The 17,100-nt window shown below is 73.6% G+C and carries 27 protein-coding genes and 1 pseudogene; 27 read left to right on the top strand and 1 reads right to left on the bottom strand.

Annotation, left to right across the window (positions count from 1 at the left end; genetic code table 11):
• From ABZ714_RS19620 to ABZ714_RS19555, 14 genes and pseudogenes are all read left to right on the top strand, one after another.
• Positions 1-312 (top strand): annotated as a pseudogene (locus ABZ714_RS19620) (hypothetical protein); the annotation flags it as partial.
• Entirely contained in the window at positions 309-560 is a 252-nt protein-coding gene (locus ABZ714_RS19615; RefSeq protein WP_358826525.1) for a hypothetical protein, read from the top strand. The pseudogene ABZ714_RS19620 and the gene ABZ714_RS19615, both read left to right, overlap by 4 nt.
• Before the next feature lie 98 nt (positions 561-658).
• Positions 659-1,270 (top strand): hypothetical protein, encoded by a 612-nt coding sequence (locus ABZ714_RS19610; RefSeq protein WP_358826524.1) that lies wholly within the window; start codon positions 659-661, stop codon positions 1,268-1,270.
• 272 nt (positions 1,271-1,542) lie between these two features.
• Positions 1,543-1,929: a hypothetical protein gene (locus tag ABZ714_RS19605; protein WP_358826523.1), complete on the top strand. Its 387-nt coding sequence runs from the start codon at positions 1,543-1,545 to the stop codon at positions 1,927-1,929.
• A 53-nt stretch (positions 1,930-1,982) separates the two neighbouring features.
• Positions 1,983-3,272: a hypothetical protein gene (locus ABZ714_RS19600; protein WP_358826522.1), complete on the top strand. Its 1,290-nt coding sequence runs from the start codon at positions 1,983-1,985 to the stop codon at positions 3,270-3,272.
• Positions 3,256-3,582, top strand: a complete 327-nt coding sequence (locus ABZ714_RS19595; RefSeq protein ID WP_358826521.1) for a hypothetical protein — start codon at positions 3,256-3,258, stop codon at positions 3,580-3,582. Before ABZ714_RS19600 ends, ABZ714_RS19595 begins: the two co-directional genes overlap by 17 nt.
• The gene (locus ABZ714_RS19590) at positions 3,579-4,082 is read left to right on the top strand and encodes a helix-turn-helix transcriptional regulator (protein ID WP_358826520.1); all 504 of its coding nucleotides are present in this window, start codon (positions 3,579-3,581) and stop codon (positions 4,080-4,082) included. The genes ABZ714_RS19595 and ABZ714_RS19590 overlap by 4 nt, the downstream gene beginning before the upstream one ends.
• Before the next feature lie 98 nt (positions 4,083-4,180).
• On the top strand, positions 4,181-4,618 hold the full coding sequence (locus tag ABZ714_RS19585; protein ID WP_358826519.1) for a histone-like nucleoid-structuring protein Lsr2: 438 nt from the start codon (positions 4,181-4,183) through the stop codon (positions 4,616-4,618).
• Positions 4,615-4,848: a hypothetical protein gene (locus tag ABZ714_RS19580; protein WP_358826518.1), complete on the top strand. Its 234-nt coding sequence runs from the start codon at positions 4,615-4,617 to the stop codon at positions 4,846-4,848. Before ABZ714_RS19585 ends, ABZ714_RS19580 begins: the two co-directional genes overlap by 4 nt.
• 5 nt (positions 4,849-4,853) lie before the next feature.
• Positions 4,854-5,282, top strand: a complete 429-nt coding sequence (locus ABZ714_RS19575) for a hypothetical protein (protein ID WP_358826517.1) — start codon at positions 4,854-4,856, stop codon at positions 5,280-5,282.
• Entirely contained in the window at positions 5,279-5,980 is a 702-nt protein-coding gene (locus ABZ714_RS19570; protein WP_358826516.1) for a hypothetical protein, read from the top strand. The genes ABZ714_RS19575 and ABZ714_RS19570 overlap by 4 nt, the downstream gene beginning before the upstream one ends.
• Entirely contained in the window at positions 5,977-6,462 is a 486-nt protein-coding gene (locus ABZ714_RS19565) for a hypothetical protein (protein WP_358826515.1), read from the top strand. The genes ABZ714_RS19570 and ABZ714_RS19565 overlap by 4 nt, the downstream gene beginning before the upstream one ends.
• A gap of 90 nt (positions 6,463-6,552) precedes the next feature.
• The gene (locus tag ABZ714_RS19560; protein ID WP_358826514.1) at positions 6,553-6,897 is read left to right on the top strand and encodes a MerR family transcriptional regulator; all 345 of its coding nucleotides are present in this window, start codon (positions 6,553-6,555) and stop codon (positions 6,895-6,897) included.
• A 4-nt stretch (positions 6,898-6,901) separates the two neighbouring features.
• Positions 6,902-7,357: a hypothetical protein gene (locus ABZ714_RS19555; RefSeq protein ID WP_358826513.1), complete on the top strand. Its 456-nt coding sequence runs from the start codon at positions 6,902-6,904 to the stop codon at positions 7,355-7,357.
• A 57-nt stretch (positions 7,358-7,414) separates the two neighbouring features.
• Here ABZ714_RS19555 and ABZ714_RS19550 read toward each other — a convergent pair whose 3' ends face one another.
• Positions 7,415-7,618: a hypothetical protein gene (locus ABZ714_RS19550; protein ID WP_358826512.1), complete on the bottom strand. Its 204-nt coding sequence runs from the start codon at positions 7,616-7,618 to the stop codon at positions 7,415-7,417.
• Positions 7,619-7,881: 263 nt separating this feature from the next.
• Here ABZ714_RS19550 and ABZ714_RS19545 point away from each other — a divergent pair, with 263 nt between their 5' ends.
• The 13 genes from ABZ714_RS19545 to ABZ714_RS19485 all read left to right on the top strand — a co-directional run bounded on the left by ABZ714_RS19545 (position 7,882) and on the right by ABZ714_RS19485 (position 17,097).
• A complete protein-coding gene (locus tag ABZ714_RS19545) occupies positions 7,882-8,067 on the top strand; it encodes a hypothetical protein (protein ID WP_358826511.1) in 186 nt (61 codons plus the stop codon).
• Positions 8,068-8,218: 151 nt separating this feature from the next.
• A complete protein-coding gene (locus ABZ714_RS19540) occupies positions 8,219-8,701 on the top strand; it encodes a phage terminase small subunit P27 family (RefSeq protein ID WP_358826510.1) in 483 nt (160 codons plus the stop codon).
• A 21-nt stretch (positions 8,702-8,722) separates the two neighbouring features.
• Entirely contained in the window at positions 8,723-10,534 is a 1,812-nt protein-coding gene (locus ABZ714_RS19535; protein WP_358826509.1) for a terminase TerL endonuclease subunit, read from the top strand.
• A gap of 22 nt (positions 10,535-10,556) precedes the next feature.
• On the top strand, positions 10,557-10,739 hold the full coding sequence (locus tag ABZ714_RS19530; RefSeq protein WP_358826508.1) for a hypothetical protein: 183 nt from the start codon (positions 10,557-10,559) through the stop codon (positions 10,737-10,739).
• Positions 10,739-12,745, top strand: a complete 2,007-nt coding sequence (locus tag ABZ714_RS19525) for a phage portal protein (RefSeq protein WP_358826507.1) — start codon at positions 10,739-10,741, stop codon at positions 12,743-12,745. The genes ABZ714_RS19530 and ABZ714_RS19525 overlap by 1 nt, the downstream gene beginning before the upstream one ends.
• 93 nt (positions 12,746-12,838) lie before the next feature.
• Positions 12,839-13,573, top strand: coding sequence for a hypothetical protein (locus ABZ714_RS19520; RefSeq protein ID WP_358826506.1), 735 nt, complete (start codon positions 12,839-12,841; stop codon positions 13,571-13,573).
• 60 nt (positions 13,574-13,633) lie between these two features.
• On the top strand, positions 13,634-14,854 hold the full coding sequence (locus tag ABZ714_RS19515) for a phage major capsid protein (protein WP_358826505.1): 1,221 nt from the start codon (positions 13,634-13,636) through the stop codon (positions 14,852-14,854).
• Positions 14,855-14,913: 59 nt separating this feature from the next.
• Positions 14,914-15,288 carry a hypothetical protein gene (locus ABZ714_RS19510; protein WP_358826504.1) on the top strand — a complete coding sequence of 125 codons (375 nt, stop codon included), beginning with the start codon at positions 14,914-14,916 and terminating at the stop codon, positions 15,286-15,288.
• 10 nt (positions 15,289-15,298) lie between these two features.
• Positions 15,299-15,658, top strand: coding sequence for a hypothetical protein (locus ABZ714_RS19505; protein ID WP_358826503.1), 360 nt, complete (start codon positions 15,299-15,301; stop codon positions 15,656-15,658).
• Complete coding sequence (locus tag ABZ714_RS19500) at positions 15,658-16,239, top strand: hypothetical protein (RefSeq protein WP_358826502.1); 582 nt, start codon at positions 15,658-15,660, stop codon at positions 16,237-16,239. The genes ABZ714_RS19505 and ABZ714_RS19500 overlap by 1 nt, the downstream gene beginning before the upstream one ends.
• Positions 16,236-16,583 (top strand): head-tail adaptor protein, encoded by a 348-nt coding sequence (locus tag ABZ714_RS19495; RefSeq protein WP_358826501.1) that lies wholly within the window; start codon positions 16,236-16,238, stop codon positions 16,581-16,583. The genes ABZ714_RS19500 and ABZ714_RS19495 overlap by 4 nt, the downstream gene beginning before the upstream one ends.
• On the top strand, positions 16,571-16,909 hold the full coding sequence (locus tag ABZ714_RS19490; RefSeq protein WP_358826500.1) for a hypothetical protein: 339 nt from the start codon (positions 16,571-16,573) through the stop codon (positions 16,907-16,909). Before ABZ714_RS19495 ends, ABZ714_RS19490 begins: the two co-directional genes overlap by 13 nt.
• Complete coding sequence (locus tag ABZ714_RS19485; RefSeq protein ID WP_358826499.1) at positions 16,906-17,097, top strand: hypothetical protein; 192 nt, start codon at positions 16,906-16,908, stop codon at positions 17,095-17,097. Before ABZ714_RS19490 ends, ABZ714_RS19485 begins: the two co-directional genes overlap by 4 nt.
• Positions 17,098-17,100 lie beyond the last annotated feature (3 nt).

The raw sequence follows: 17,100 nt of genomic DNA, 5'->3' as shown, positions 1-17,100 counted from the left end.
TTGGTGTGGCGGCTCCCGCGCCCCGGGGGCCGCCGGGTCCCGGCGGCGCGGGGCGTCGGTGAGTTCCGGCTGCCGGGGGGGCGCCGCGGGGGGGTCGGGGGGTCGGCGCCGGCCGCCGCCGCCGATGCCGGTCCGTACGGGCTGCGCGCGGTGCGCTGGGCGCACGCCGAGGAGGGGCTGAAGACGATCGCCGCGGCCGCGAAATGGATCGGGGCCCGGCTCGCCGAGGTCGACGCCGATGCCGGGAAGGACACCCGCAGCGCTGCGGGCGGCGTTCACCCGGTGGCCGACGGCGGCGGTGACCACCGGTGATCGCGTTCGGTCTGCTGCTGCTCCTGGGTGTCGCGTCGGCGGCCCTCGGCGCCGCCGGGGTCGGCCTGGCGGTCGTCGTCGGGGCCCTGGCGGCCGCCGTCGCGGTCGTCGTCGGCGCCGTCGCCCTGGTCGACCACCGCCGTCGTACGCGCCCGGACCGGGGCCGTCGCCGTGAGGCGGTCCGGCTGTGGGCGGGGGCCTGGTGGACCACGGTCACCGCGCCCCGCCACCGCCCGGGCCCCCGCTAGTTCCTCCCTTTCTCTGATCTCCGGTGGGCGGGCCGTGTCCGCTCCGGCCCGCCCACCGGCCACCACCCCCTCATCCCTTCTGTTCTGAGGAGTTCTCCGTGTCCGAAACCCAGATGACCCCGCTGACGGCGGCTATCAAGAGCGCTCTCGCCCAGCCGGACCCGCACGTCGCGCCCGCTGTGGTGGTCGTCGGCCAGGCCGCGACCGGCGACCCGGTGTGGACGGTGCAGGTGCAGATGCTCGCCCACGTGGTCCACCAGCGCATCCTCTCCCACGACCCCGCCGCCCCCGTGCCCGCGGCCACCGCGCCGAGCCCGGTGGAGGAGGCTGCGGCCGCGAAGCAGGCGCGGGACATCGTCGGCGAGATCAATGGCCTCCTCGACGCCGACCGGGCCTACACCGGGGCCCGTTGGTACCCGCCCCGGGCCGGTGACATCGTCCACGTCCACTTCGAGCGGGTCGGGGACCTGGCTGCGTCCGGGGAGACGTACCTGATCTCGGCGCACTCCGGCCCGGAGCTGGAGGCGGGGCCGCCGCTGCTGGACATGCGGCGGATCGCTCACGGCGAGAACACCGGCGACGGCGAGTTCGCCGCCGAGGGCAGCGACGACCCGCTGTACGACCTGTGGTTCGAGGCCGGGCCGCAGCGGATCACGGTGGTCCGGGACGGTCGGGTCGTTCACGCCGGGCCGTCCGGGCCGGTCGGCTGATGTCCGGACGGCCCGCCCCGGGGCGCCGCCGCGGTGGCGGGCCGTCGTGACCGCCTGGCCGCCCCGGGACCACCCCGGTCTCTACGTCGACCTCGGCGAGCACTCCCGCCCGTGGGCGCCGGAGCGGGGTGTGTGGATCCGCCCGCCGGCCGCCGAACTCCGGTGCGCGGCCGGGTGCGTGCACTACGCCTACGGCGCCGCCGAGGTCGCTCATCTCCTTGCCCGACTCGCTCATCTGCCACACCCCGGTCCGCCGTCCGACAGGAGCCGTGATGCCCACTCCGACGCCCCGTGATCTGGCCGCTCGCCCGCGCCGTGTGCCGCCGCCCCCGCCCGCTCCCCATACCCCCGCCACCCCGGCGCCGGGGTGGTCGAGGGCCCGGTTCGAGCGGTCCGTGACCGCCCCGGCGGGCAGCCGCCTCCACCCCTACGCCCGGCTGGTCGCGCTGCTCCTGGCGGCCGTGGCAGACCGGGACGGGCACATCCCCGCCTCCCGGGTCCCCGCGCCCGAGCAGCTGGCCTCCGACGCCGGGATCGACGCGCGCCGCGCCCGGGCGTCGCTCTCCGCGCTGGACCACGGCGGCTGGCTCGTCCGCCACCGCATCCCCGGCACGGCGGGCCCGGCCGCGCTCACCCTCACCATCCCGCCCCGCACCTGACCCACCCCGAACATCCCGTACGCCCCTGTACACCCCGGAAAGGAGGTGACCCGATGGCCGCGCAGCGTGTTCGCGTGCCGTGGAGGCTGGTCACCTCCCCGGCGTACGGGGATGCGGCCGTGGCCGTCTACGTGAAGATCGCCGCGCTCGCGGCCCGGCCGGAGGGCTGCGAGGCGGGCGTCTCCTACCTCGCCGGGCTGCTCGGCATGTCCATCTCCACCGTGGAGCGCGCGCTGAAGTCGCTGTCCCGGCCCGCGCCGGACGACGACGTCGTAGAACTCACGACCACCCGGCGGACGTACCGCGGCGGGCGGGGCCAGACCGCAGTTCGCCGGGTCCGGCGGCCCGCTGCGGCGGAGGCGTGGGCGTGGGTGCCCACCCGGGCCCCGGAGGGCCTGACCCCGCGCCAGCTGCGCGCCTACGCCGCCCTGTCGTACTCCACCGACCGCGGCCTGCCGGTGTCGTACGCCGAGCTGGGCCAGGTCCTTCGGCACCGGACCGGGCGCCGGGCCGGACAGCCCCTCGAGGCCGCCGCCGTCGCCCGGATCGTGCGCGACCTGGCCCGGCTGGGCTGGATCACGGTCCAACTGCGGGCCGGGCACCAGGGCCGCCACCAGTACGACGTCCACGCCGAGCCCGTCCAGCCCCCGCTCCCCGCCCCCACCCCGAACCCGGCCCCGGGACCCCCTGCTTCTGATGACGGATCGGGTACCGATCTTGGTGCGGGATCCCTCGCGACTGAGGAAGACCCCACACCTGACTCACCCGATGCCGCGACGGCCGCCGTGCCCATCCGCCGGAGGCGAGACACCGGTAGTAGAGCTGTGGATAACCCCGCACCGCCTGTGGATCACGGTGGACCGGGTCCGGCCCGGGCCCCGTACGGCGGCCCGCAGCTCACCCTCTCCCCCCGGATCTGGCGCGTCCTCGAGCCCGTACGGCCCCTGCTCCCCGGACTGAGCCCGTACGTGCTCCGGGCACTGGCCCGGGCCATCGGCGCCCAGCTCGACACCGGGACCGCCCCCGAGCGCCTGGCCGCCCGCCTCCGCCACCGGTACGCCACCACCGAACCGCCCCGCGACCCCGGCCGGTGGCTGCTCGGAGCCGCGATCGTCCGCCGGGGCTGCGGCCTCGACGTGTGCGAGTCCGGCCGGATCTGGCACACCGGCACCCCCTGCCAGGTCTGCGCCGACCTGCGAGCCTCCCGCCCGCCCGGCGGCCCCTCCGGCCCCCGGCGACCCCCCTGGCCGCCCCCGCCCGCTCCCGGACCGCCCCGCACCTGGTGCCCCTGCCCCGACTGCACCCCACCCGCCCTACGGAGGACCGATGCCACACGCCTCTGACCTCACCCCCTGCCCCCGCTGCGGACGGCCGGTCCTCTGGACCGTCACCGCCGCAGGCCGCCGCCTCCCCGTCAACCCGGGCCCCGACCCGGCGGGCAACGCCGCCGTGTACACCGACGCCACCGGCCGGGTACGGTCCCGCGCCCTCACCACCCTCCGGCCCGTCCCCGAGCACGCCGAGTGGCGCGCGATGCCCCACCCGGCCACCTGCACCAACCCCCACCCGAACAAGCGCAACAACGGGCGGCACAGCGGGCGCACCGGCCGTCTGCGGCCCGCGCCCCAGCCGTGGCAAAGGCGCCCCCGATGACCGGCCCCGGCCCCGGCCAGTGGCGGCGCCGCCGGTGGGCGGTCGACGGAGCGCTGCGGGAGTACGACCTCCCGCTCCTGGCCGGCCTCGCCCGCGGCGACGGCCTCCCCGAACTGGCCCGCATTCACGGACTCCCGAAGGGGACCACCGATCACCGGCTCGTCCGGCTCCGCGGCAGGATCGAGGCCCGAACCAGCGCGCACGCCGTAGCAATCGCCTACCAGCGCGGATGGATGGCGGGCCTGCGACCGGAACCCCTCCCCGGGGAGCTATCCGCCCGCCAACTCCACGTCCTCGCCGCGATCGCGGAAGGCCACGGAACCCTGTCGACCGCCGCCCTGCTCGGCCTCAGCAGACACACGGTCACCACCCACCTGCGCCACATCTACACCACCCTCGGCGTCCAGACCTCCGGCGCGCCCCGCTGCCACGCCGTCGCCCTCGCCCACCAGCACGGCCTCCTCCCCCTCCCGGACCCGGATCCGGGCCGGGCGGGATGACGATCGCTGCCCTCCGGGCCCTCCTTGACGCCGAGCAGCCACACGTCCCGCGCCACCCGGCGCCCCGTATCCCGCACACCGCCCACCGAAGGAACAAGATGACCACCACCACCGCCGTCGGCACTTCCGGCAGCGCCGCGCCGGGCACCCCCGAAGCCACGCACGGCCCGGCCCCGGCAACACCGTCCGTCGACACCCTCCTGGCCTGGGCCGCCCAGCACTCCGATCCCGCGATCCAGCGCGCCGGTACGGCTGCCCGGGATGCCCTCGCCACCCTCACCTCCCGCCACCACGCGGACAGCCGCCTCGCCCACCTCGACGCCCGGGCCGCCCAGCTCGAGGCCGAACTCGCGAAGGTCAACGGCGCACGAGCCGAGCTGCGGCCCGCCCGGGCGCGCCGCGGCACCGCACGGGACCACGACCCCGCCAGGGTCAGGGCCTGGGCCGCCCAGGCCGGGCTCGACGTGCCCGACCGGGGCCGGATCCCGGCCAGCGTCCTCACCGCCTGGCGCGCCCGGACCGGACCCGCGGCATGACCGCCACCCTCGTCGGGTTCGTTCTCGGGATCGCCGTCCTGGCCGCCGCCGTACGGCTCCACGACCGCACCGCCCGCCGCCGTACCGCACGGGCCGCCGAACAAGCCGCCCGCCCCCACACCCAGCCCGCCGACGTTCCGGCCCTCGTCCTCGCCGCCGCCTGCTGCGAAATCTGGTGGACCTCCGCCGGGACCGACCACGAACCCACCTGCCACCACAAGGAGCCCTGACCCCGATGGCCGACTTCCGACTCGTCCCCACCCCCGCCACCGCCCTGCTCGCTACCCAGGCCGGGGTCGGGATCGCCTCCGTCCTGAAGTGCCAGCACCAGCAAGCCTCTGTGGACCTCCACTTCATAGGCACCCGGCTCAACGGCGCGCGCCCCGGTACGGGCTCCGGCCGCGCCCGGGCCGAGGCCGCCATCGTCGTCCCCCGCTGCGTCCTCGCCGACACCTTCGGCGCGCTGCTCGCCCAGCTCGAACACTACGAAGGCCCCGCCGCCGTCGAAGAGTTCCTGGGCGCCGTCTACGCCGCCCAGGACCGCATAGAGCCGCAGATGACCGCCCTGGCCGAGCAGCGCCGCGACTGCTGTGACGCCGGTTTCCGCACCGGCGGCCGCGAGCACACCTGCACCCGCAACTCATCGACGGAGGGCACGCCGTGACGTGCGCCGTCTGCGCCCGGCCCATCCCCCACCAGGAGCAGCACCGGACGGCCTGCCACCGTTGCGGCGACCGGATCGCCGCCCTCCTCCGCGAACTCCCCCACCAGCTCGTGCTCCTGGGCGCGAGTCTGCAGCGCGACGTCCGGCCGTCCGCCGACAGCGGGGCCCCCGGGCGCGGCCGCGCCCATTCCCCGCTGCCGCTCCGGGCCGACGTCCTTACCCTGATCGGCCCCGCCGCCCCGGGCCCGGTCCGCGGCCATGGGCACGACCAGACCGGCCCGACGCCGATCCCCGCGCTCCTGCGGTCCTGGGCGTTGGCCCTCGCCGACGACCTCGGCGTCCCGGTCCCGCCCGGGCCCGCTACCGCCCACGCCGCCTGGCTCGCCCGCCACCACCGCCACCTCGTCACCCGCCCGTGGATCGCCGACTTCCATACCGAGCTGCTCGACGCCGTCCGCGCGGCCCGGGCGATCACCCTCACCGCCCCCCGCCGCCACCCGCTGCCCACCCCCTGCCCCTGCGGCGCCTTCGGGCTCGTCCGTACCGACTGGGACACCTACATCAGCTGCCAGGTCTGCGGCCGCCTCCTCACCGAGAACGAGTACCAGCGCCACGACCGGACCGTGATGCCCGCCCTCGCCCGAACCGCCCTCCACCTCCTCGCCGCCTCCGCGACCGCCCAGGACCCCACCCCATGACGCACACCGACGCACCCGCCGACACCACCGGCGCACCCCTCGACGCGCGCCGCGCCGCCGTGCGCCGCCACTCCGACGCAGGGCTCTCCGGCCGCGCCATCGCCCGCACCCTCGGGATCGGCGAAGCCACCGTCCGCCGCGACCTCGCCGCCATCGCCGCCCACCCCACCCCCGACGACCAGGCACGACGCACCGACGACGCACCCGCCGGGCCCGCCCCGGCGCACCCGGCGCACCTCACCCCGCGTGCACGGCGCGCCGCCGAAACCGACACCGCACTGCGCCAGCTCGCCGACGCGGCCGCCGCCGTCCGCGACGCACGAGTCGCCTACGCCGTCGTCCCCCGCACGGTTGCCCGGGGGTGGCTGGCGCAGCTGCGCCACACCCTCGACACCCTCGACGGCATCGCCCGCGAACTCGCCGAGTACTACCCGGACATGCCCACCTCGGAGAGCAGCCCGCTGGACAAGATCAGCAGCTAGCGTCACACTGAAGCAGCGCTACAGGTGCGCCCAGATCACGGACCAGCCCCCGCCACGCCGGGGGCTGACCCATGAGAGGAGGCGCCCGCCGTGACCCTGTTCACCACCGCCGAGGCCGCCGCCCTCGCCACCACCTGGCGCCAGCAACTCACCGCCGGAGCAGCCGCCGTCACCCCCGCCGCCGTACGGCAGTGGGCCGCCCGCGGCCACCTCCCCCGCGGCGGACTCGACCCCCGCGGCCGCCCCCTCTACCGGATCGGCGACCTCGCCCGCGCCGAAGCAGCCACCCGCCCCGGCGCGCTCCGCCTCGTCGGCATCGGCCCCGGCCCTGCGCCCCACCCACCCCCTGCGCCCCATACGCCACACACCGGATCACAGACCCGTCACAGCACCCCGGCATCCCCCGCGCGCCCCGGCGGAGCCCCGGCACGCTGAACGGATGCGTACCCGACACACCATCCCCGCCGCCCTGGCCGCCGCTCTGTTGCTCACCGCCACCGCCTGCTCCACCGAGAGCAAGCCCGAGCCCACCAAGACCATCAAGCCGCCGCCGACGGCAACCCCGTCGGCGAAGGAGCCGTCCGCCGAGGATCTGGCGAAGGCGCGTGAGAAGGCCGGCCTCCCGCCGAAGCCCGACGCCACGGTGGCCGCCGCGTATATCGCCGCGCTCAACGCGATCGACCCGCGCATCGTCAAGCCCGGCAAGGAAGACCAGGCCATCAGCCGCGGGCTGAACCAGTGCAGGTCGATCAAGTCGGTGAAGGACAAGTCCACACTGCCTCAGCAGGCGCTCGGGCGGTTCACTGTCGACACCCGGCTCCCGGACATCGCCACACACACGACCGGTACGGCGATCCTCGCCGCCGTGCACAAGAACCTCTGCCCCACCTTCTGACCGCTGATGCCTCGAGCCCGGCCGCTCCCCGTCGGCCGGGTCCGCCCTCAGTCGCGGTCAGCTGTTGATGATGCCCTCCTCCCCGGGGCAGTTCGGCGTGTGGCAGGGCCACCACACCGACCCGCTCGGGTCCAGGGTCCGCTCCAGGCCCTTGTCCTCCTTCTTCCACTTGATCCGTGCCGTCGTGCGGCAGTCCGGACAGATACGGGTCTGAGGCAGTGCGCTCAGCCCTGAACGCGTGCTGTACGTCGGATAGTCCATACCGGCACGGTAGGACGGATTCCGTCCGTTGGTACCCCGGGTCTCCCCCCGGCGATGGCGAAGGAGGTGAGGCGGTGCCCAGCCGTGCGCCCCGTCGCTGTACTACGCCCGGCTGCGGGGGTACCCCCCTGCCCGGTACGGCCGTGTGTGCGTCGTGCGCGCCGACGCGGCGCAGGCCCCGTCCGTCGGCGGCCGCGCAGGGGTACGGCCGCGAACACGAGTCCCGGTTCCGCTCCGCTGTCCTGGCGCGCGACCCCGTGTGCGTGGTGTGCCGCAAGGCGCCCTCGGCGCACGCCGACCACTGGCCGCTGTCGAAACGGGAGCTGCGGGAGCGCGGGCTGGACGAGCACGACCCGAGGCGCGGCCGCGGTCTGTGCGCCCGGTGCCACTCGTCCGAGACCGCGCGCCACCAGCCCGGCGGCTGGCATCAGCCTGGTCCCCGGTACTGAGGGTGACCGGGGAGGGGGGCCTGGATCGCTGGCCAGGGGGCCCGCGGAACGCGGGGGGGAGCCCACCTGCGCTCTGACAGGTATCGGGATCCGCCGTACCCGGGACCCTGGCCGCTACCGTCCGTGACCTGATGGAGGGTGAGGGGGACTCGTGGGGAAGCGCGGACCGGCGCCGAAGCCGACGGCCCTGCGGGTGCTGCACGGTGACCGCAAGGACCGGATCAACACGGCCGAGCCGCAGCCCGACGACGGTGATGTCGTGCCGCCGGAGTGGCTTGGTGAGGCAGCCCTCAAGGTCTGGCACGCCCTGGCGGACGACCTGATCTCCAAGGGCGTGCTCACCTCGTGGGACACCGAGGCGTACGCGAACTGGTGTGACGCGGTGGCCCGGCGCCGGGACGCCGCCGAGCACGTGGCCGCCGAAGGAGCCGTGGTGGAGCACCCCGTGTTCAACAAGAACGGCGACCAGACCGGTGCCCGCATGGGCAAGAACCCGTGGCTGCTCGCGCTGGACGCCGCCGACGCCCAGGTCCAGCGGTACGGCGCCCGGTTCGGTCTCACCCCCAGCGACCGGGCGCAGCTGAAGATCGGCGGGACGGCCGAGGCGGGCGGGGCGGAGCGGCTGCTGTCCTGACCGTGCGGGAGGGGGCCGCCGATGACCGCCCGGACCATGACCCGGCGCCCGCCCCGCGCCCCTGCGGGCAGTCGCCCCGGGGGGCGCCGCAGGGCGGTAACCGTCCAGCACCACAAGCGGTGGCGGCCGTCGTCCCGCCGCGGCGGCGTGTGCGGCTACACCCTCGACGGGAAGACGTGCAGCCGCCGGGGCGCGCATTACTGCGAGCCGCGCGCCGACCGGGTGGTCGCGTTCTTCGCCGAGCTGCTGGTGCACCCTGCCGGGGCGCTGGCGAACACCCGGTTCGTGCTGGCCCCGTGGCAGGAACACGAGATCATCCGGCCTCTTTTCGGCGAGGTCATCTGGTCCGAGCAGTGGGGCCGGTACGTACGCCGCTATACCCGGGCGACCATCGTCATGGGGAGGAAGAACGGGAAGTCGGCGCTGCTGTCGGGGATCGCGCTGTACATGCTGTGCGGGGACGGGGAGGACTCCGCCGAGGTGTACGGCGCGGCAGCGACGACCCGGCAGGCCGGGAAGGTGTTCGAGCCCGCCGTGAAGATGATGCGGCGCTCCCCCCTGCTGGCGCGGCGGCTCACCCATATCCGCAACGCGCGGCGGTTGGTGGACGAGACGTCGGGCTCTCACTACGAGGTGATCCCGGCCGACGCCGATGTCGAGCTGGGGCACAACCCGCACGCGTTCATCCTGGACGAGGTGCTGTCGCAGCCGGACGACTCGCTGTGGAAGGCGATGCGTACGGCCGCCGGTGCCCGGACCCAGGCCCTGATGCTGGCGATCACGACTGAGACGTCCGACCAGGTGTCCTTCGGTGCGGACTTCATCGATGAGGCCGACCGGGTCATGGAGCAGCCCGCCCGGGCGCCGCACCATTTCGTGTACGTCCGCAAGATGCCCCGTACCGCCGACGAGCTGGACCGGCTGCACCGGTTGTTCCCCGGCCGTCCGGACCTGCCAGTCTCGATCGACCCGTGGGACGAGGCGAACTGGTACTGGCCCAACCCCGCGCTCGGGTCGTTCCTCAACATTCAGTCCCTGCGGGAGGAGGCCGAGGAGGCCCGGCAGAACCACTCCGCGGAGAACGGGTTCCGGCAGTTCCGGCTCAACCAGCGGGTGTCCCAGGTGTCCCGCTGGATCCCGATGGACCTGTGGGACCTGAACGCGCGGGAGATCGCGCCGACGCCGGGGTGGATCGCCGGGCGGCTCGAGGGCCAGCGCTGCTGGGCCGGGCTCGATCTCTCCTCCAAGCTCGACCTCACCGCCTGGTGTCTGCACTTCCCCACCGGTGAACTGCTGTGGCGGTTCTGGGCGCCCGAGTCCGTGGCCCCGGTACTGGACGAACACACCAGCGGCCGGTTCTCCGAGTGGGCAGCGGACGGATGGATCACGCTCACCGACGGCGACACCATCGACTACGACACGATCTACGACGACGTCGAGACTGACCACCAGCTGTTCCGGATCGTGGACATCACCTACGACAAGTGGTCCGGTGAGCCGGTACGGCAGGAGATCGTGAAACGGACCCGGCTCAAGATGGTCGAGTCCGACACCACGTACCTGCGGATGACGCCGCCGATGGCCGAGGTGATGCGGGGGCTGAAGGCCCGGGAGTACGCGCACTTCGGAAACCCCGTCGCCCGGTGGATGGCGGACACCATCGAGTCCAAGTCGCCGCGGGACGACCCGGACCGGATGCGGCCGGTGAAGCCGCAGCGGGACAAGACCGGCAAGCGGATCGACGGCCTGGTGGCTGCGCTGTTCGCGATCGACGGCGGGATGCGCGGCATGCCCGCGCCGTCCGTCTACGAGACCCAGGGCATGGCCCTCTGACCCCCATGGAGGTGGTGAGGGCGTGGACCGTTGGGACGTGATCGCCCTGATCGGTATTGCGGGCCTCGGGCTCGGGCTCGGGCTGCTTCAGCTCTGGCTCGGTATCACCGTCGCCGGGGCCGCGCTCCTGGTCGTCGGGATCGGCGGCGGCGTTCTCGCCGGACGGGCTGATGCCCGCGCCGACAGCGGGAAGGAGAGCGGCTGATGGGCTGGCTGCGGCAGGCGGCACGGGCGGCGGCCGGTCCCGTGTCCGGGATCGCCACCCCCGAGAAATGGGTGGAGGACTGGTTCACCGGGGGAACCGCGAACAGTGCGGGTATCCGGGTCGACCAGGAGACGGCCCTGATGTACTCGCCGTTCTTCGCCGGGGTGCGGGTGCTGTCCGAAGATCTGGCCGGGCTGCCGCTGTTCCTGTACGAGCGGCTGAAGCCACGGGGCAAGCAGCGCGCCGCCGGACATCCGCTGTACGGGCTGCTGCACGACCAGCCCAACGACATGATGTCCTCGGCATGGCTGCGCGAGACGCTCATGGGCCACGCGATCACCTGGGGCGACGCCGTCGCCCAGGTCGTCACCCACGAACGCACCGGGACGATCGAGGAGATCTGGCCCCTGCGCCCGGACCGGCTGAAGATCTGCGTCAAGCGGACCGGCCCGGGCCGGTTCCGGCGGCTCTATCAGTACCGCGACGAGACCAACGGCATCTCCGCGACCCTGCTGCCGCACGAGGTTCTGCACATCGGCGGCCTCGGGTTCGACGGGATCCGCGGCTACCCGGTGGTCGAGCTGGCGGCGAACGCCATCGGCCTCGGGCTGGCCACCGAGCACCACGGCGCCAAGGTCTTCTCCAACGCGGCCGCGCCCGGAGGCACCCTGACCCACCCGGGGAACCTCTCCCCGGAGGCACGGCGGCGGATGGCGGACGACTGGGAGAACATCCACCGCGGGATCGACCGCGCCCACCGCGTCGCGATCCTGGAAGAGGGGGTGACCTGGCAGCAGGTCGGCATCCCCAACGACTCCGCCCAGTTCCTCGAGACGAGGAAGCTCCAGGTCACCGAGATGGCGCGGTGGCTCCGCCTCCCCTCGCACAAGATCAACGACCTCGAGCGGGCAACGTTCTCCAACATCGAGCAGCAGCAGCTCGACTACGTGGCCTCCGCGCTGAACATCTGGCTGGTCCGGTGGGAGCAGGCGATCCTCACCCAGCTCCTCCTCCCCGAGGAGCGCACCCGGTTCTTCGCCGAGTTCCTCGTCGACTCCCTTCTGCGCGGCGACACCCTGACCCGGTACCAGGCGTACGCGGTCGGCCGCCAGTGGGGGTGGCTCTCCGCCAACGACGTCCGCGACAAGGAGAACCTCAACCCGGTCGACGGCGGGGACGCGTACCTGGTGCCGCTGAACATGGTGCCCGCCGGCCGCTCCGCTGTCGGCGCGGCCGGGCGGCGGGCCCGGCTGTACGCCGGGCGGACCACCGTGCGGGAATCCCTGGCCGAGGTGTACGGAGCCCGGATCGAGGAGTCCGACCAGGAGGTGGCCGACCTCGAGGCCGCGCGGGTCCGGGCCCTGGTGGCCGAGCACCTCGAGCCGGAACGCGGCGCCCGGTCGCTGGCCGGATTCCTGGCTGCCCTGTCCGCGCTGTACTCGGGCGACGGTCCGATCGCCGACCGGCTCTCCGAACTGTGGCTGCCGCTCATGACCGCGTTCGCGGCCGACGTCGCGACGGACGCCGCCGAGGAAGTCGGATACGAGGAGCCGGTGGACCTGTCGGTGTGGGCCCGTGCCTACGTCCAGGCCCACGTCGCGTACCGGATCTCGTCCTCCTTCGGGCAGCTGCGGAACGCCGCCGACAACACGGACACCACCGAGGCGGCCGCAGAGGCCGTCGTGGACCGGATCGCGAAGTGGCAGACCGAGCGGCCCGCGCAGACCGCCCGCTGGGAAACCGCCCAGCTCCCCAACGCCGCAGCCCGTGAGACCTGGAAAGAGGCCGGGGTCACGAAGATCCAGTGGGTCGCCCGCGGCTCCAAGAACTGCCCGTACTGCCAGCGCCTCGACGGTTCCGTACGGGAGATCGAGACCCCGTTCATCGCCAAGGGCGACGAGGTCGACGGCGAAGCCGAGGGCGAAAAGCTGGTCGCCAAGCGGAACACCTTCCACCCGCCGGTACACGCCGGGTGCCTGTGTCAGGTGGTGCCCCTTGTCGACTGACCAGCGCACCGTCTCCGGCCCCGTTCGGGTCCGGCAGCGCGGCCCGTGCGGGCCGCCTGCCGACCGGCAGATACGACACCCTGGGAGGGACAGATGAAGGGACAGCGGCACTACGTGCGCGGCTACGTCCAGCGCGCCGAGGGCGACGACGCGGCCGGGAAACCGCTGACCATCGTGGCCGCGACCGAGGGCCGCAAGGGCGACGGCCTCAACCTCACCATGACCGGCGCCCGCCTCGAGCGGTTCGAGTCGAACCCGGTCGTCGGCTACGGCCATTCGTACTGGGGCCGCGACGGCCTCCCCATCGGCCGCTCCGACAGGACGTGGATCGACAGCGACCAGCTGAAGATGGACATCCTCTTCGACCAGGAGGACGACTTCGCCCGCCGGGTCGAAGGGAAGTACCGCGGCGGGTTCATGAACGCGTTCTCCATCGGGTTCGACGTCTGGGGCGTGGACGAGGAGGGCGTGCCGGAGGGCTGGGAGCTTTTCGAGGTCTCGGCCGTCCCGCTGCCCATGGACCCAAACGCGGTGGTCGAGTCCGGGCGCAGCGCCTCCGACTCCGACCTGATGCGGGCCCTCGACGCCCGCTACGCCCCCGACGAGTTCACGCAGGCCGTGATGTCCCAGCTTGCCGAACTCGGCGACGGCGCCCGGGCGGGAGCGGTGCTGTCGAAGAAGAACAAGCTGCTGGTGCAGAACGCGGTCACCGCGCTGACCGAGCTGCTCGACGCCGCTGGCGGGACCGGCGACGACGGCCAGGACGACGATGACGCCCGGCAGGCTCCCGTCGATCTCGCCCGCCTCCGGCGCCTCGCCGGTGTCTGACCCCCTTTCGCCCCGCGCGGAAGCGCGGGGCGCACCCCATCCCTGAACGGAGAGACAGCCGTGCCCAACATCCGGGAGCTGCGCGCCAAGCGCACCAAGCTGGGCGCTGACGCCCAGGCGATCATGCGGGCCGCGGAGGACGACGGCCGCAGCATGACCCCCGAGGAGGAATCCCGCTTCGACAAGCTGATGGACGAGCGGGACGGTGTGGACCGCACGATCACGCGCGCGGAGCGGCTGGACGCCGACGACCGCGCGGCCGCCGACCCCGACGAGGACGGCGGCCGCGGCGGCGAGGAGGCTATGGCCGCGCTGCGGGCCTACTTCCTCGGCGGGCGGCGGGCGCTCACCGACGCGCAGGCCCGCGCGCTGAACGCGGGCAACGATCCCGAGGGCGGGTTCCTCACCGCGCCGACCCAGTTCGTGAAGGACCTCCTCAAGGGGGTGGACGACCTGGTCCCGATGCGCGGTCTGGCAACCGTGTACCAGCTGACCCAGTCCGATTCCCTCGGAGTGCCCGCTCTGGACACCGACCTGGGCGACGCGGAGTGGACCAGCGAACTGGCCACCGGCGGGCAGGACGACAGCCTGCGGTTCAAGAAGCGGGAGCTGACGCCGAACCCGCTGGCCAAGCGGGTGAAGATCAGCCGCAAGCTGCTGCGCACCTCGGTGATCAGCTCCGAGCAGCTGGTCAGGGAGCGCATGGAGTACCGGTTCGGTACGGCTGCCGAGAAGGCGTACATGACCGGTGACGGCAACAAGAAGCCGCTCGGGGTGTTCACCGCGTCGCCGATGGGGATCTCCACCGGCCGCGACGTCCAGGTCTCCACCTCCGGGACCGGGCTGGTCAACGTCGCGAACGGGAACGCGGCCGACGACCTGATCACCGCCAAGTACACCCTCAAGGGCCAGTACCACAAGAAGGCCCAGTGGCTGTTCCACCGCCTGGTCGTCGCCTCCGTCCGCAAGCTGAAGGACGGGCAGGGCAACTACGTCTGGCGCGCGGGCCTGGCCTCCGACCAGCCGGACACGATCCTCGACCTGCCGTTCATCACGTCCGAGTTCGCGCCCTCGACGTTCGCCGACAACGACTACGTCGGCATACTCGGGGACTTCTCCTACTACTGGATCGCCGAGTCCCTCCAGTTCGAGGTCCAGCGCCTGGTCGAGCTGTACGCCGAGAGCAACCAGATCGGTTTCATCGGCCGCCAGGAGGCCGACGGGATGCCCGTCCTGGAGGAGGCGTTCGTCCGCCTCCAGGCCAACGACGTCGTCCCGTAACCGTCCCGTCCGCCACGTTCCGGCCCGGCCGCCGCGCCGGGCCCGGGAGGGAGCCCGCCATGCGCTCAGACATCAAGTCCCACATCGCACCCGTCCAGACCATCGCCCCGGCCGCGTACACCGCCACGGCCACCGGTACCGGGGTGGACCTCGCCAACTACGACGCCGCCGCCGTGGTGGTGACCGTCGGAGCGGTCACCAACAACACCTTCGCCGTCGAGGTCCAGGAGTCGGACCAGCCCGCGTCCGGATACACCGCCGTCCCCGACGGACTCCTCGACGGGGCCGAACCGGCCACCCTGACCGCGGCCACGACCACGGTGATCGGCTACCACGGCATCCGCCGCTACCTGCGAGTCGTGGCGACCACCTCGGCCGGGAACGCCGTCTTCGGCGCCACCGTCGTCCGCGGTCACGGCCGCATCCAGCCCTGAGGAGCCCCCCATGCGCGTAGAGATGCTGCGGCTGATGTGCAGCCCGGTGCACGGCAACCACCAGCCCGGGGCGGTCATCGACCTGCCTCCGGCCGAGGCACGGAAGCGGATCGCCTCCGGCGACTGCCGTCCGGCCGACGGGCCGCCGTCCCCGCCCCGGCGTCCCGCTCCGGCAGACACCGCCCCCGGCCCGGACGGCGACGGGCCTGCGGTGGAGAAGATGACCGCCGACCAGCTCAAAGCGTTCGCGGACGCCGAAGGCATCGACCTCGGCGACGCCACGAAGAAGGCCGACGTGCTTGCCGCCGTCGTCGCGGAGATGGAACACCGCCGCGACAGCGACGACGGCACCGGCGGGGGCGGGGACTGATGGCGATCGCCGCCCCCGCCGAACTGCGCTCTCTGCTCCGTATCAGCGAGCCCTTCACCGAAGACGACTCCGCCACGGCCGTCCTCCTCCTCGACCTGGCGCTCGGCGTCATCGAGGAGGAGGCCGGCCAGGCCCTCGAGTCGGCAACGGACACCCTGGTACTGGACGGCCCGTCCCGCCAGGACGGCCCCTACCAGTCCGGCACGGGCACGGACCGGCTGATCCTTCCCCGGTGGCCGGTCACCGCCGTCGTGTCGGTGACGGTGGACGGCGACGTCCTGGTCCACGGCCGCCACGCGGACTACACCTGGTCGGCGGCCGGTGTCCTCACCCGCATCGGCGCCCACTGGCCCGCCCACGACCGCGCAGTAGAAGCGGTCGTCACCGCCGGGTTCACCACCTTGCCGCCCGGCCTGAAGCGCATCGGGCTCCGGCTCGCCGCCGCCGCCTGGGCCAACCCCGAAATGCTCGCGTCCGAAACCCTGGGCGACCACGCCCGCAGCTTCTCGGCGGAGGCCCTCGGCATGCAGCTCACGGAGGCCGACCGGCGGACCATCGGCGCCTACCGGGCCCGGACATGAGCATCGGCCACCGGCTCAACCGGACTCTCGAGGTCTGGCGGCCCCAGACGGACCCGGACGGATACGGCGGCCAGACAGTCACGTACGTACGTCAGCCGGTTGACGTACGGGCCAAGGTCGACCAGCCGGGCACCTCCGACCGGATGCTGGCCCAACAGGCCGGATCCGAGCACACCCACACCGTCTATCTGCTGCCCGGCGCGGACGTCGCCCGGGGCGACGAACTGCGCGGCCGGGGCCAGGTACTGCGGGTGCTGGCCGTCGCCGAGCCGTCCGCCACCCGCTACCGCCGGGCCGAATGCCACCTCGTCCAGCCCGAAGGAGTCATCCGATGGCCAACCTGAACCTGACCGTCATCCCCGTCGACGGCGGACTCGCCGATCTCGCCGCGGCCGCCGTAGCGGCGGCCGCGGGCGGAGACACCGCCCCCGTCGGACCGGGCCGGTTCCTCTTCGTGAAGAACGGCGGCGCCAGCCCAGTCACGGTCACCCTCGCCACCCCGGGCCGGGTCTCCGGCCTCGACATCGAGAATCCCGCCACCGTCGTGGCCGCGGGCAAGGAGGCCCTGCTCCCGCTGTCCCGCCTGTTCTCCGGAACCAACGGCCGGGCCGCGATCACGTACGACGCGGTGACCTCGGTGACCGTCGGGGCGCTGGAACTCGGCACATGACCACGCCCCCGGCGGGCAGCGGCCGCCCTCTGCCCGTCGAACCGTTGGAGTGCCGACAGGCCGCCGAGCAGCACCTCTCCGACAATCCCCCCGCCCCAGGCGACCACACCGGGACAGCCGCCGTATGGGCGCTGCTCGCCATCGCCGGAGAACTGCGGGAGATCCGCAGACTCCTCGGCAGGAAGTGAGGC

Source organism: Streptomyces sp. NPDC006798, assembly GCF_040635975.1.
In the GTDB taxonomy this organism is placed as follows: domain Bacteria; phylum Actinomycetota; class Actinomycetes; order Streptomycetales; family Streptomycetaceae; genus Streptomyces.
The sequence above is the reverse complement of the archived record's forward strand: the minus strand, read 5'-3'. Positions and strand labels throughout refer to the sequence as shown.

What these genes read in the sequence shown, in the direction of transcription:
- ABZ714_RS19600 (WP_358826522.1), top strand. Translation starts at nt 1,983, where the DNA reads ATGGCCGCGCAGCGTGTTCGCGTGCCGTGGAGGCTGGTCACCTCCCCG.
- ABZ714_RS19585 (WP_358826519.1), top strand. Translation starts at nt 4,181, where the DNA reads ATGACCACCACCACCGCCGTCGGCACTTCCGGCAGCGCCGCGCCGGGC.
- ABZ714_RS19525 (WP_358826507.1), top strand. Translation starts at nt 10,739, where the DNA reads ATGGGCTGGCTGCGGCAGGCGGCACGGGCGGCGGCCGGTCCCGTGTCC.
- ABZ714_RS19575 (WP_358826517.1), top strand. Translation starts at nt 4,854, where the DNA reads ATGGCCGACTTCCGACTCGTCCCCACCCCCGCCACCGCCCTGCTCGCT.
- ABZ714_RS19605 (WP_358826523.1), top strand. Translation starts at nt 1,543, where the DNA reads ATGCCCACTCCGACGCCCCGTGATCTGGCCGCTCGCCCGCGCCGTGTG.
- ABZ714_RS19495 (WP_358826501.1), top strand. Translation starts at nt 16,236, where the DNA reads ATGAGCATCGGCCACCGGCTCAACCGGACTCTCGAGGTCTGGCGGCCC.
- ABZ714_RS19500 (WP_358826502.1), top strand. Translation starts at nt 15,658, where the DNA reads ATGGCGATCGCCGCCCCCGCCGAACTGCGCTCTCTGCTCCGTATCAGC.
- ABZ714_RS19555 (WP_358826513.1), top strand. Translation starts at nt 6,902, where the DNA reads ATGCGTACCCGACACACCATCCCCGCCGCCCTGGCCGCCGCTCTGTTG.
- ABZ714_RS19580 (WP_358826518.1), top strand. Translation starts at nt 4,615, where the DNA reads ATGACCGCCACCCTCGTCGGGTTCGTTCTCGGGATCGCCGTCCTGGCC.
- ABZ714_RS19505 (WP_358826503.1), top strand. Translation starts at nt 15,299, where the DNA reads ATGCGCGTAGAGATGCTGCGGCTGATGTGCAGCCCGGTGCACGGCAAC.
- ABZ714_RS19550 (WP_358826512.1), bottom strand. Translation starts at nt 7,618, where the DNA reads ATGGACTATCCGACGTACAGCACGCGTTCAGGGCTGAGCGCACTGCCT.
- ABZ714_RS19535 (WP_358826509.1), top strand. Translation starts at nt 8,723, where the DNA reads ATGACCGCCCGGACCATGACCCGGCGCCCGCCCCGCGCCCCTGCGGGC.
- ABZ714_RS19485 (WP_358826499.1), top strand. Translation starts at nt 16,906, where the DNA reads ATGACCACGCCCCCGGCGGGCAGCGGCCGCCCTCTGCCCGTCGAACCG.
- ABZ714_RS19595 (WP_358826521.1), top strand. Translation starts at nt 3,256, where the DNA reads ATGCCACACGCCTCTGACCTCACCCCCTGCCCCCGCTGCGGACGGCCG.
- ABZ714_RS19520 (WP_358826506.1), top strand. Translation starts at nt 12,839, where the DNA reads ATGAAGGGACAGCGGCACTACGTGCGCGGCTACGTCCAGCGCGCCGAG.
- ABZ714_RS19510 (WP_358826504.1), top strand. Translation starts at nt 14,914, where the DNA reads ATGCGCTCAGACATCAAGTCCCACATCGCACCCGTCCAGACCATCGCC.
- ABZ714_RS19490 (WP_358826500.1), top strand. Translation starts at nt 16,571, where the DNA reads ATGGCCAACCTGAACCTGACCGTCATCCCCGTCGACGGCGGACTCGCC.
- ABZ714_RS19565 (WP_358826515.1), top strand. Translation starts at nt 5,977, where the DNA reads ATGACGCACACCGACGCACCCGCCGACACCACCGGCGCACCCCTCGAC.
- ABZ714_RS19590 (WP_358826520.1), top strand. Translation starts at nt 3,579, where the DNA reads ATGACCGGCCCCGGCCCCGGCCAGTGGCGGCGCCGCCGGTGGGCGGTC.